The organism is Streptomyces sp. NPDC031497 (assembly GCF_055580905.1).
The window spans coordinates 1-13,020 of record NZ_JBVIKO010000016.1 but is presented as its reverse complement, the minus strand read 5'-3'; the positions used below and the strand labels follow the sequence as shown (position 1 = coordinate 13,020).

The 13,020-nt window shown below is 71.8% G+C and carries 10 protein-coding genes; 4 read left to right on the top strand and 6 right to left on the bottom strand.

The window, feature by feature from the left end; genetic code table 11:
- Positions 1 to 16: 16 nt before the first annotated feature.
- The 3 genes from ACZ5K7_RS29015 to ACZ5K7_RS29005 form a co-directional block, all read right to left on the bottom strand.
- Entirely contained in the window at positions 17 to 1,660 is a 1,644-nt protein-coding gene (locus ACZ5K7_RS29015; protein ID WP_468917801.1) for an EAL domain-containing protein, read from the bottom strand.
- Between the two features lie 112 nt (positions 1,661 to 1,772).
- On the bottom strand, positions 1,773 to 2,963 hold the full coding sequence (locus ACZ5K7_RS29010) for a lipid-transfer protein (protein ID WP_468917798.1): 1,191 nt from the start codon (positions 2,961 to 2,963) through the stop codon (positions 1,773 to 1,775).
- Complete coding sequence (locus ACZ5K7_RS29005) at positions 2,960 to 3,406, bottom strand: Zn-ribbon domain-containing OB-fold protein (RefSeq protein WP_351706890.1); 447 nt, start codon at positions 3,404 to 3,406, stop codon at positions 2,960 to 2,962. The genes ACZ5K7_RS29010 and ACZ5K7_RS29005 overlap by 4 nt, the downstream gene beginning before the upstream one ends.
- 186 nt (positions 3,407 to 3,592) lie before the next feature.
- On the opposite strand from ACZ5K7_RS29005, the gene ACZ5K7_RS29000 reads away from it, so the two are divergent.
- Complete coding sequence (locus tag ACZ5K7_RS29000) at positions 3,593 to 4,126, top strand: NUDIX domain-containing protein (protein ID WP_351706887.1); 534 nt, start codon at positions 3,593 to 3,595, stop codon at positions 4,124 to 4,126.
- Between the two features lie 10 nt (positions 4,127 to 4,136).
- On the opposite strand, the gene ACZ5K7_RS28995 is transcribed toward ACZ5K7_RS29000, so the two are convergent.
- Positions 4,137 to 6,497 carry a glycoside hydrolase family 31 protein gene (locus tag ACZ5K7_RS28995; protein WP_468917794.1) on the bottom strand — a complete coding sequence of 787 codons (2,361 nt, stop codon included), beginning with the start codon at positions 6,495 to 6,497 and terminating at the stop codon, positions 4,137 to 4,139.
- Between the two features lie 213 nt (positions 6,498 to 6,710).
- Between ACZ5K7_RS28995 and ACZ5K7_RS28990 the strand changes: the two genes are divergently transcribed.
- The 3 genes from ACZ5K7_RS28990 (at position 6,711) to ACZ5K7_RS28980 (ending at position 10,320) form a co-directional block, all read left to right on the top strand.
- On the top strand, positions 6,711 to 8,678 hold the full coding sequence (locus ACZ5K7_RS28990; RefSeq protein WP_468917791.1) for an acetoacetate--CoA ligase: 1,968 nt from the start codon (positions 6,711 to 6,713) through the stop codon (positions 8,676 to 8,678).
- A 237-nt stretch (positions 8,679 to 8,915) separates the two neighbouring features.
- A complete protein-coding gene (locus tag ACZ5K7_RS28985; protein ID WP_468917789.1) occupies positions 8,916 to 9,404 on the top strand; it encodes a hypothetical protein in 489 nt (162 codons plus the stop codon).
- A gap of 22 nt (positions 9,405 to 9,426) precedes the next feature.
- Positions 9,427 to 10,320: a hypothetical protein gene (locus ACZ5K7_RS28980; RefSeq protein ID WP_468917786.1), complete on the top strand. Its 894-nt coding sequence runs from the start codon at positions 9,427 to 9,429 to the stop codon at positions 10,318 to 10,320.
- Between the two features lie 71 nt (positions 10,321 to 10,391).
- Here ACZ5K7_RS28980 and ptsP read toward each other — a convergent pair whose 3' ends face one another.
- Positions 10,392 to 12,062, bottom strand: a complete 1,671-nt coding sequence (ptsP, locus tag ACZ5K7_RS28975) for a phosphoenolpyruvate--protein phosphotransferase (RefSeq protein ID WP_468917783.1) — start codon at positions 12,060 to 12,062, stop codon at positions 10,392 to 10,394.
- Positions 12,063 to 12,157: 95 nt separating this feature from the next.
- Entirely contained in the window at positions 12,158 to 12,607 is a 450-nt protein-coding gene (locus ACZ5K7_RS28970) for a PTS sugar transporter subunit IIA (protein WP_393841806.1), read from the bottom strand.
- Positions 12,608 to 13,020 lie beyond the last annotated feature (413 nt).

The following is a 13,020-nucleotide window of genomic DNA, read 5'->3' as shown; positions in this document are numbered from 1 at the left end:
CGCCGGGACACGGCTTTCACGGCTCCACCGACGCATAGCCGGCCTGGGCCGGATACGCGCCCGAGCCGCGCCGGATCTCGTACCCGGGCAGTCCCGCCCGCCCCAGCACCCAACTCGCCCCGTGCAGCGCCTTGGCCGCCTTCTTGAGCGGCGCCAGACACGCGGCCGCCTCCCGGTGGTCGGCCACACCGCCCGGGCCGCACACGACGGTGGCCAGGGACAGCGTGACGGGACGGCCGCCCGCGGACCAGGACGCGTCGAGCACACCGGTCACCAGCCGGCCCAGTCCCTCCTCGTCGGTGAGCACCAGGAAGTCGTCCCCGCCGATGTGCCCCACCCGCGCGTGCCCGGCCACGGCCTGCTGGAGCGCCTGTCCCACCGCACGGATCAGCTCGTCGCCCGCGGCGAACCCGGCGCCGTCGTTGACCTGCTTGAAGTGGTCGATGTCCAGCCAGCTCAGGGCGAAGACGCGGCCTTCCGCGAGCCACCGGTCCGTCTCGCCCGTGATCGCGTCCGAACCGGGCAGCCGGGTCAGCGGATTGAGTCCGGCCGCCTCCTCGACGCGGGTCTCGGCGAGGGCGCGTACCAGGTCGGCGAGGCGTACGACGCCCACGCAGCGTCCGAGCCGGTCGACGACCGCCACATCGTCCGAGGTACGGTCCCGGCCGCCGACGGCCACCACGTCCAGCACCTCCCAGGCGGTCGCGTCGACGCCGACCGTGCGCGGTGCGTCGCCCAGTTTGAAGGCCGGGCGGTCGGCGTACAGGGCGTGTCCGTAGCGGCCGGACATCGACAGCAGGAAGCGGGAGCGGTGCACCGAGCGGACCGGGGCGCCCGTCTGGTCCACCAGGAGGACACCGGAGACGTCCGGGGAGCCGGTCAGCAGGGCCCGCACCTGCAACGCGGACGCGGTGACCGGCAGCAGCGCGGCGGGCCGGATGAACTCGCGCACGGACGGCCCGGAACGCGGCGGGGGCGCGGCGGCGGCCGAGCGCGGCGGAACGTACACGTCCGCCACCGGGATCCGGGCCGGGGGAGCGAACAGCTCGCCCTGGGCCAGCTGGGCCCCGGCCGACAGCGCGGCCGCGTACTGGAGTTCGCTCTCCACGCCCTCGACGGCCAGCAGGGCGCCCAGCTCCTCGCACAGGGTCCGCATCGCCCGTACCGCGGCCGGCCGGCCGAGCAGCGAGGCGTCGAGCTTGATCAGGTCGGGGGAGAGGTCGGTGAGCAGCCGCAGGGGCACGTCTCCGTCGCCGATGCCGTCGGCGCTGATCCGGAAGCCCTGGCCGCGCAGCGTCGCCACGGCCTCCAGCAGGGCCCGGTGCGGCACGTGCGCGTACGGCGGCACGATGTCCAGGGTCACCTCCCAGGGCATCCGTCCGGCTTCGCGGATGGCCCCGGGCAGCGGGCCGAGGCCGCCCAGGTCGGCGAGTGTGGCCGCGAACACGTTGATGTGCAGCGGCAGCAGCGCCTCCGTGCGGGCCGCCGCGCGGAGGGCCAACACGGCCAGCCTGCCGTCGAGTTCGGGGTTGCGGCGGGCTTCGGCGAGGATGTCACCGGTCTCGGGGCGGGCAAGGATCTCCAGTGCGGCGATCCCGCCGGTCGTCAGATTGACCACGGGCTGGAAGGCGAAACGGAGAGCATCCGTCCAGGAGCGCACGGGAGCATGATGGCGCCAACGGCGTACACCCAGGGGCAGTTCATAAGACGTTCACGCACCATTTCGAGGTGATCACACACGGTGTGCGACCCCTGCTGTCACATCTGTCCCGTCAGCGCACCGCTATCACGGACGAGCCGTGTCCGAACAGCCCCTGATTGGCCGTGATCCCCACGCGCGCGTGCGCCACCTGGCGGTCGCCCGCAGCGCCCCTCAACTGCCAGGTCAGCTCACAGACCTGGGCGATCGCCTGGGCCGGCACCGCCTCCCCGAAGGAGGCGAGCCCGCCACTGGCGTTGACGGGTATCCGGCCGCCCAGGGCCGTCGCCCCCTCGCGCAGCAGCTTGGCCGCTTCGCCCTCGGCGCACAGGCCCAGATCCTCGTACCACTGCAATTCCAGCGCGGTGGAGAGGTCGTACACCTCTGCCAGGGAGAGCTCCTCGGGGCCGATGCCCGCCTCCTCGTAGGCGGCCCGCGCGATCGACGCACGGAAGGGCTCCACCGGGGGCTCGACCGCCGCCGCGGAGTCGGTGGCGATGTCCGGGAGGTCCAGCACCGTGTTCGGATAGCGCGGTGTGACCGTGGACACCGCGCGGATCCGCACCGGCCGGGCCGCACCGTGCCGGTGTGCGAACTCCAGGCTGGACAGCACCAGCGCGGCCCCGCCGTCGGAGGTCGCGCAGATGTCCAGCAGCCGCAGTGGATCGGCGACCACCTGGGAGGCGGCGACCTGCTCGGCGGTGACCCGCTCGCGGTACCGGGCGTACGGATTGAGCGCGCCCAGGGCCGCGTTCTTCACCTTGACCAGCGCGAAGTCCTCCGGGGTGTCCCCGAACACCGCCATCCGCCGGCGCGCGTACAGTCCGAAGTACGTGGGATTGGTCGCGCCCAGCAGCCGGAAGCGCAGCCAGTCGGGATCCTCGGGGCGGTCTCCTCCGGCGGGCCGGAAGAAGCCCTTGGGTGCCGCGTCGGCGCCCACCACGAGCACCACGTCCGCGAGCCCCGCCAGGATCTGCGCCCGCGCCGCGGCGATCGCCTGCGCCCCGGACGCGCATGCCGCGTACACGCTCGCGACGCGCGCTCCCTGCCAGCCCAGCGCCTTGGCGAAGGTCGCGCCCGCGACATAGCCGGGATACCCGCCACGCACCGTGTCCGCGCCCACGACGGAGCCGATGTCCCGCCACCGCAGTCCCGCGTCCGCGAGGGCCGCGCGGGCCGCCGCCGTCCCGTACTCGACGAAGCTGCGCCCCCACTTGCCCCACGGGTGCATGCCCACGCCGAGGACCGCCACGTCCGCCGTCATGCCGTCACCCCCGTCGGCCGCCAGTGCCAGGTCGTCCAGGCCGTCTCCGCGTCCTCGCCCAGCGCTCCGGGGACGACCTCGACCTCCATGCCCACCGCCAGATCGGCGACGGTGATCCCGGGAACCGCCTGCCCCAGCACCACGATCCGCTCGGACTCCAGCTCCACAGCGATCAACGCGTACGGCTCCCACGGAAGTTCCGGATCGCTCACATAGGGTGACGGCGGCCGGTACCGGCTGTCGGTGTACGACCAGATCCGCCCGCGCCGGGAGAGCGCGACCTCCTCCAGGGCGCCGCCGGCACACCCGGGGTTGCGGCAGTGGACGTCCTCGCGCGGGAAGAAGACCGAGGCGCAGGCCGCGCAACGGGTGCCCAGGAGCCGGAACCCGTCCCCCTCGCCCGTGAACCAGCCCTCTACCGCAGGCGTGCGTGTACGCGACAAAGCTCCTCCAGGGCACGAGATCTGACGGAACGTCAGAAGTGTGCCACGGGTCGCCGCGATTGGGCAGGCCGCGCCCTCGGGTCGCATCCCGCTGTCCGGTCCTGGTCGTCGTGATCGGTTCACTTCCGGAACGAGGCGTTCCCATGACCGTAAGACGTCGCTCCCGTGATCGGATAAAGTCCGCGCGTGTCCGAAAATCAGCACCCAATTGCCAACTCCGCTCCGGGCTCGCACTGTTCGAGCTGCGGAGCGCCCTACGGAGCGGGAGTCTCCGGCTGGCCGCGCACCTGCCCGGCCTGCGGCCACGTCGCCTACCGCAACCCCCTGCCGGTGGCGATCGCCCTCCAGCCCGTGTACGACACGAAGGGCACCGCCCTGGTCGTCATCACCCGGACCGTCGCTCCCGCGCGCGGAGGCACGGCGTTGCCCGGCGGCTACGTCGACGACCGCGAGGACTGGCGGCACGCCGTCGTGCGCGAACTCAAGGAGGAGACCGGCATCGACGCGGCCGCGCGGGACGTACGGCTCGCCGACGCCATGAGCTCACCCGACGGGCACCTGCTGCTGTTCGGACTCCTCCCGGAACGCCCGGCCGAAGGACTCCCGCTGTCCCGTACGACGGACGAGACGGAGGGCTGGCACCTGCTGCGCAGGCCCGAGGAGCTCGCCTTCCCGCTGCACAGCGTGGCCGTACGCGCGTGGTTCGAGGGCCGCTACTGAGCCCTTCGGCTCACCCCAGCCCCCGGATGCGCACCGGATGCGGCGGTTCGCCCACGCCGTTGTCCCCCTCCCGTCTCACCACCACCCGCCGGCCCTCCCAGCGGGCGACGTAACGCTCGATCTCCGGCTCGTCCCAGCCGTCGCCCGCGTCCGGCACGAACAGCCCGCCCCCGGTCCGTCCCCGGGCGGGCGCCCACACCTCCAGCCGCACACCGCCGTCCTCGTCCCGCACGGGAAGGACGGCACCCGCGCGCGCGAGCACCGGAATCCGCGACAGCGGAGCGTCCACGAGCACCTGCCCCGGCCCCTCGTACGCCTGCTCCGTCAGCGTGTCGTACCAGCGTCCCCGGGGCAGCTGCACCGCCCGCCGGTCGGCGCCCGGATCCAGCACCGGAGCCACCAGCAGACCGTCGCCCAGCAGGAACGCGTCCTCGCAGTCGCGCAGCGCCCGGTCCTCCGGCGTACCCCACCACAGGGGCCGCACATAGGGCGCGCCGGTCCGCCGGGCCAGATGCGCCAGCGTCATGAAGTACGGCAGCAGGCGCCGCCGTTCCAGAAGCGCCACGCGCGCGTGCTCCAGCACCTCGGCCCCGAACTCCCACGGCTCCCTGCGCCCCGCCCGCATGCTCGCGTGCGTGCGGAACAGCGGCAGATAGGCGCCCAGCTGGAACCAGCGCAGAAACAGCTCGGGCGACGGGCTCCCCTCGAAACCGCCCACGTCCGGCCCGGAGTACGGCACCCCGCACAGCCCGAGCCCCAGCACCAGCGACAGGGACGCGCGTAGCCCCGGCCAGCCGGTCGCGACGTCACCGGACCAGGCGCCCCCGTAACGCTGCAGGCCGGCCCAGCCGGAGCGGGAGAACAGGAACGGCCGCTCCTTGGGCGCCAGTTCGCGCAGCCCCTCGTACGCCGCCCGCGCCATGCAGAGCGCGTAGACGTTGTGCGCCTCCCGGTGGTCACCGCCGCGCCCCTCCAGGGCGTGCTGTGACGCGCGTGGCAGTGTGGACTCGCCGAAGGCGGTGAAGGACGTCGGCTCGTTCATGTCGTGCCAGAACCCGGCGAAGCCCAGCGCGAGCCGCTCCTCGTACAGCCCGCCCCACCACTTGCGCACGCGCGCGTGCGTGAAGTCGGGATAGACCGCCTCGCCGGGCCACACCACGCCCTCCACCAACCGCCCCGACGGATCCCGCACGAAGGCGTCGACCCCCGTCCCGCTGTCGTAGACCGCGTTGCCCGGCTCGGCCTTCACCGCCGGGTCCACGATCGACACCAGCCGGATCCCGTCCCGCCGCAGCTCCTCGGCCAGCGTCGGCAGCTTCGGGAAGCGCTCGTGGTCGACAGTGAACACCTGATGGGCGTCGTAGTGGTCGATGTCCAGATGGACGGCGTCCAGCGGCAGACCGCGCTCCTGGTAACCGGCGACGATCCGCCGGACCTCCTGCTCGCTGCCGAAACCCCAGCGCGCGTGGTGATGACCCAGCGCCCACGCCGGCGGCAGCGCGGGCGCGCCCGTGAGCGAGGCCCAGGCGTGCAGCACGCGCGCGGGCGTGCCCACCATCACCCAGCAACGCAGCGGGCCGCCGTCCATCCGCAGCTCGCACCGCCCGGTCCGGTCATGGCCGGAACCGGCGCCCTCCTCGCCCTCCCGCAGGGTCACCGTGCCGTCCCACGAGGTGTCGTGGAACACCAGATGCGCGGCCGCGTCCGCCACCACCAGCTGCACCGGCATGGTGATGTACAGCGGATCGTCATCGGGCCCGAAGGCATGGCCGGGGTCGGTGTTCCACAGCCGGTACGTGCCGTCGCGCAGCCGCGGCCCCGAGGCCCGCCCGCCGAGACCGAAGAACCGCGCGTCCGCGGCGACCTCCGACCGCTGCACCCAGCGCGCCAGGCCCCCGCCCACAGGCTCCCACCAGCGGGGCGGCAGATCCCGCCGCACCATCACACCACCGGGCGTGCACACCTCCACCGCGCCGTGCCGCGAGACGCTGACCGTCACCCGCTCCGCCACGACCCGCCAGCCGCCGTCCGTGTCCGGTTCGAGCACCGCCCGCGGATCCGGCTCCGGACAGCGGCCCGCAAGCGCGTACGACGGCTCGGGACCGGCCCCGTCCCAGCCCCAGAAGACCGCCCCGTTCACCGCGACCATGATCCGCAGCTCCGACCGGCCGAAGCGGATCACGCCGCCACCCGGCCCCGGCACCGCCTCCTGCACCGCACCCGGCACCCGGGCACGCTCGGCCCCCCGCGCGGGCAGCCCGGCGGCGTCGATCCGCCTCCTGCGCCACGCCGCCCGTACGGTACGCAACCCCTGAGCCGCATTCCACGAACCGACCACTCTCACCGAACGCACCAGGTCACGACCGTCCATGCTGCTCACCCTGCCACTCAGCGCCCCACACCCGCGTGCCGTTCAACTGCCGTTCACCCGTGCCGGGACCACATCTTCACGACACGGACTATGTGGAGCGCACCCTGGTGTAGAAGTCGATCACATGGCATCGTCCCTGTCAGCCGCGTACGCGCACACCCCAGCCCGTGCGCGTCCGACGCACACCAGCGCAGAAGCCCGGGAGCCGCCCCCATGTCGACCGCGAACCCCCAGCCGCTCTGGCAACCCGATCCGCAACGGATCGACCAGGCGCACATCACCAGGTTCCAGTCCTGGGCGGCGGAACACCACGGAGCCCCCGCCGAGGGCGGGTACCCGGCACTGCACCGCTGGTCCGTGGACCATCTGGACACGTTCTGGAAGGCCGTCACGGAGTGGTTCGACGTCCGGTTCTCGACGCCCTACGCGCGCGTGCTCGGCGACCGCGCGATGCCCGGCGCCCAGTGGTTCCCCGGCGCGACGCTGAACTACGCCGAGCACGCCCTGCGCGCCGCCGCCACCCGCGCGGACGAACCCGCGCTCCTGCATGTCGACGAGACCCACGAACCGCTCCCGGTCACCTGGTCCGAGCTGCGCCGCCAGGTGGGCTCCCTGGCCGCCGGACTCCGCGCCCTCGGCGTCCGGCCGGGAGACCGTGTCAGCGGCTACCTCCCGAACATCCCGCAGGCCGTGGTCGCCCTCCTCGCCACCGCCGCCGTGGGCGCCGTGTGGACCTCCTGCGCCCCCGACTTCGGCGCCCGCAGCGTCCTGGACCGCTTCCAGCAGGTCGAACCCGTCGTCCTGTTCACCGTCGACGGCTACCGCTACGGCGGCAAGGAACACGACCGCCGCGAGATCGTCGCCGAACTCCGCCGCGAACTGCCCACCCTGCGCGCCGTCGTCCACATCCCGCTGCTCGGCACCACCGCCCCCGAAGGCGCCCTGGAGTGGTCGGCCCTGACCTCCGCCGACACCGAGCCCGAATTCGAACAGGTCCCGTTCGACCACCCCTTGTGGGTCCTGTACTCCTCCGGCACCACCGGCCTGCCCAAGGCCATCGTCCAGTCCCAGGGCGGCATCCTGGTCGAACACCTCAAACAGCTCGGCCTGCACTGCGACCTGGGCCCCGAGGACCGTTTCTTCTGGTACACCTCGACCGGCTGGATGATGTGGAACTTCCTCGTCTCCGGCCTCCTCACGGGCACCACGATCGTCCTGTACGACGGCAGCCCCGGCTACCCCGACACCGGCGCCCAGTGGCGGGTCGCCGAACGCACCGGAGCCACCCTCTACGGCACCTCCGCCGCCTATGTGATGGCCTGCCGCAAGGCCGGCGTGCACCCCTCCCGCGACTTCGACCTGTCCAAGGTGCGATGCGTCGCCACCACCGGCTCACCCCTGCCCCCGGACGGCTTCCGCTGGCTGCACGACGAGGTCCGCGACGACCTGTGGATCGCCTCCGTCAGCGGCGGCACCGACGTGTGCTCCTGCTTCGCGGGCGCCGTACCCACCCTCCCGGTCTACACCGGCGAACTCCAGGCACCCGGCCTCGGGACCGATCTCCAGGCCTGGGACCCGAACGGCAACCCCGTCATCGACGAGGTCGGTGAACTGGTCGTCACCAACCCCATGCCCTCGATGCCGATCCGCTTCTGGAACGACCCCGACGGCAGCCGCTACCACGACAGCTACTTCGACACGTATCCCGGCGTCTGGCGGCACGGCGACTGGATCACGGTCACCTCCCGCGGCTCGGTGATCATCCACGGCCGCTCCGACTCCACGCTCAACCGCCAGGGCGTAAGAATGGGGTCGGCCGACATCTACGAGGTCGTCGAGCGTCTTCCCGAGATCAGGGAATCCCTCGTCATCGGCATCGAACAGCCCGACGGCGGCTACTGGATGCCCCTGTTCGTCCACCTGGCCCCGGGCGCCGTCCTCGACGATGCCCTGCTGAACCGCGTCAAGCAGGCCATCCGCGAACAGCTCTCGCCGCGCCATGTCCCCGACGAGATCATCGAGGTACCCGGCGTCCCGCACACCCTCACCGGCAAGCGGATCGAGGTCCCGGTCAAGCGCCTTCTCCAGGGCGCGCCCCTGGAGAAGGCCGTCAACCCCGGCTCCATCGACAACCTCGACCTGCTGAGCTTCTACGAGGACCTGGCCCGCAAACGCGCCTGACCGTCCCGACAGGGGCGCTCATCCGCCATAGGTGGCCTCGGACTCGCCCAGCACGACGGCGAAGTCCGAGGCCAGCCGCACCGCAATCTGTGGGTGCCCGTGCGGGACGAGTCGGTCATCAGCCCGAGCACCGTCTCCTGCAGCAGGTGGCTGACCCATCCCGACGTCAGAAGCAGCAGCCCGTCGTGCCGGGCGAGCGACACCGGATCGCAGGCGGCGGCCGCCCACCTCAGGTGGGTGCCCAGGAACTTGCTCAACAACGTCAAGGTCGTGGCGCTCCAAGTACCCCTGGCCCGCCTCGGCACCAGCAGCGAAGCCGCCCGCCGGCTCCCCGTCCCGCTCTCCGCCGCCTTCGCTCTCGGCGGCATCACGATGTCCCTCTCCGCCACCGGCGGCACTCTCCCGGCGCCCCTCCTGCTCACCGCCGCGGCCGCCGCCTTCACCGCCGCCGAGATGCTCCACGCCACCATCTCCTGGGAACTCTCCGTCGCCCTGGCCCCCCGACCCCGCTCTGGTGCCTACCTCGGAGTCCACGGACTCGCCCAGTCCGCCCAGCGCAGCATCGGCCCACTCGCCGTCACCGCCGCCATCGCCACCGGACCTCGCGGATGGACCGCATTCGGTGCTGCCATCGCCCTGACCTGCGGAATTCAACACCGTCTGGTCCGTGGCAGGCTTCCGCAACCCTCATTGTCAGTGGCGCTGGTTACTGTAAGTGAGCATTGATCGACCGCTCACAGGGGGAACCATGACGCACACCGACCACCGGGCCATGCGACGCGTCCTGCGCCGCGAAATCGCCGGCACCATCGGCCTGCTGACCGACGAACACGACTTCCGCGCCATGCGGCGCTACCGCACCTTCACCTTCGACGACCACCCCACCTACCTGGGACAGATCGAAGCCCTCCTCAGGACCCGCGCCGCAGAGGGCACCCACACCACACTCGCCCTCTTCGACCCCGAGGAATACGCCGAGTTCTGCACCGTCACCGGACTCGCCCCGGACGACCCCGCGAGCCGCACCCGCTTCACCGCCGAACTCGCGGCCACCGGCGCCACCGTCCCCTACGACGGCCGACCCCTCGCCGACCTCGTCCCCGTCCTCGTCGACGAAGCGGTACGCCAGGCCACCTGGGAGTACGCCAGTACCCTCCTGGCCCGCCTCGGCCCCTGCCCCACCTGCGGCGAGGACATCGGGCGCGCCGCCTTCACCCGCGCCTCCCACCTCCTCAGCCGCATCCTCGACGCCGCCCCACCAGGCGACCGGCACCTCGTGTGCAGCGTCTCCGGACCACCCGAAACGCTCGTCACCGTCCTGCACGCCGACCAGGACGCCGAGGGCACCACCCACCTCGACGAAGCCGAAGCCCTCGAATTCACCAGCGTCCTCGCCCTCGGCCTCGCCACCCGCAGCCCCGGCGGACTCGTCATGCGCACCAGCGCCCCCGGCACCGCCGACCGCGTCTACGGCTGGCGACTGCGCGGCGACCGCCTCGCACCCCTCACCGCGGCCGAGGTCTTCGACGCCTACTGCACCGACGTCGAATCCGGCGACCTCATCTCCCCGGAATCAGACGTCGACTACTGCACACCGCCCGACCTGGGCGACCAGGAGACGACACCGGGCCACCACCACTGAAACGCACCGGGGGGCGCCCCACCCGCAGGTGAAGCGCCCCCGGAAGGACAGCCGGTCAGGCCCGCGCCCGGCTATTCGCCCGACAGCACCGCCTGAGCCGCCGCGCGGGCCTCGTCCGCGCTGTCGGCGGCACGCGCGGCCAAGGCGGCCCGCTCGCACTGGGCCAGCGTGTACTTGGCCAGCGTCGCCCGGACATAGGGAATCGACGCCGCACCCATGGAGAGGGAGGTGACACCCAGACCCGTCAGCACACACGCCAACAGCGGATCGGACGCCGCCTCGCCGCAGACACCACAGCTCTTGCCCTCGGCCTTCGCCGCCTCCGCGGACAGCGCGACCAGGTCGAGCAGCGCGGGCTGCCACGGGTCCTGCAGCCGGGACACCGCACCGACCTGACGATCCGCGGCGAACGTGTACTGCGCCAGGTCGTTCGTGCCCAGCGACAGGAACTCGACCTCCTGGAGGATCGAACGCGCCCGCAGCGCGGCCGACGGAATCTCCACCATCGCGCCGAACTTGGCCCGCAGCCCCGCCGCACGGCAGGCGTCCGCGAACGCCTTGGCATCGGTACGGTCCGCCACCATGGGCGCCATGACCTCAAGGTAGACGGGCAGTCCCTCGGCCGCCTTCGCCAGCGCGGTCAGCTGCGTGCGCAGCACGTCGGGGTGGTCCAGCAGCGTCCGCAGACCGCGCACGCCCAGCGCCGGGTTGGGCTCATCCGCAGGAGTCAGGAAGTCCAGGGGCTTGTCCGCACCCGCGTCCAGCACCCGCACGACGACCCGGCCCTCAGGGAACGCTTCCAGTACCTGACGGTAGGCCTCGACCTGCTTCTCCTCGGACGGCGCGTTCTTGCTGTCGTCAAGGAACAGGAACTCGGTACGGAACAGACCCACGCCCTCGGCACCGGCCGCCACGGCCGCCGGTACATCCGCCGGTCCGCCCACGTTGGCCAGCAGCGGCACCTTGTGCCCGTCGGCGGTCACACCCGGACCGGTCGAGGCGGTCAGCGCGGCCTTGCGCTCGGCGGCCGCGGCCTCCAGCTCGGCCTTCTTCTCCGCACTCGGGTTCACGAAGATGTCGCCGGTGCTGCCGTCGACGGCGATCACCGTGCCCTCCACGAGCTCACCGGCACCCGGCAGCGCCACCACGGCCGGCACACCGAGCGCCCGCGCCAGGATCGCGCTGTGACTCGTCGGTCCGCCCTCCTCGGTCACGAAACCGAGCACCAGAGTGGGGTCCAGCAACGCGGTGTCCGCTGGCGCCAGATCCCGCGCGACCAGCACGTAGGGCTCGTCGCTGTCCGGGACACCCGGCATCGGAACCCCCAGCAGCCGGGCGACGATACGATTCCGCACATCGTCCAGGTCGGCCACGCGGCCGGCCAGGTACTCGCCGGCTCCGGCCAGCAGTTCGCGGTAGGCGGCGAACGCGTCGTACACGGCACGCTCGGCGGTGCTGCCGACGGCGATCCGCCGCTCCACGTCGGCCATCAGCTCCGGGTCCTGGGCCATCATGGCCTGCGCCTCGAGCACCGCCTGGGCCTCACCGCCCGCCAGGTTGCCACGCGCCATCAGGTCGGCGGCCACGGCCTCCACGGCCTGCCGGGCACGCCCCGGCTCCCGCTCCGCCTCTTCCGCCGGAATCTGCTTGGCAGGCGGCTCCAGCACCGCCGTTCCCATGTGCCGAACCTCGCCGATCGCCACACCGTGGCTCACGCCGACGCCTCGCAGCGTTGTCTCCATCTCACCCGTCTCCGATAGTGCGGCGGGTCCCGCCGCCGCGATGGTTGTCCTGGTCGCCGCCCTCCCTGTCACACGACGGGACGGCGGCGGGGTCGTCAGTTCCAGACGAAGAGGCTGTCGCCGGCCTTCACGTCACCGTCGTCACGGACGTCGGAAAGGGAGTCGGCCGTGGCCTCCAGAGCCACGACAGGGCACACCGGGGACTTGCCGGCGGCCTCGACCTCGGCCGGGTTCCAGCGGATGATGCCCTGGCCACGGGTCACGGTGTCGCCCTTGTTGACGAGGAGTTCGAAGCCCTCGCCATTGAGCTGCACCGTGTCGATGCCGAGGTGGGTGAGCACGCCGTGGCCGCTCTCGTCGACGACGACGAAGGCGTGCGGGTGAAGGGAGACGATGACGCCGTCCACGGGCGCCACGACTTCGGAAGGCTCACGCGCGGGGTCGATCGCTGTGCCCGGGCCGACCATGGCCCCGGAGAAGACCGGATCCGGCACAGCGGCCAGTCCGATGGCACGTCCTGCAAGAGGGGACGTCACGGTGGTCATGGGAAGCCTCCCAGAGATGGAGCTGCTTACGGGCCGTCACTGCTTGTTCCGGACGGCACTGAGCAGCAGCGTATGTCATATGAAGTGGCGGTTCCGCATGGAAGCTACCAGCTAGTGGTCTAGACCACCAGCCTAATCGATTTGCACGGGCTCCGAGGCTCCGTGTACAGTCGTACCCCTGCCTGAGACCGAGCGGCGCGATAAAGCGTCCTCGCTTGGCAGCACCCAAATTTGTCAGATCCTAACTCGGGATCATTTTTCCGCATGTCCGCGGGAAGGTGGTCAGAGGGCCGGAAAAACACTGATAGAGTTTGGAACACCGAAGGGAAGCCCGGAGGAAAGCCCGAGAGGGTGAGTACAAAGGAAGCGACCGTTCCTTGAGAACTCAACAGCGTGCCAAAAGTCAACGCCAG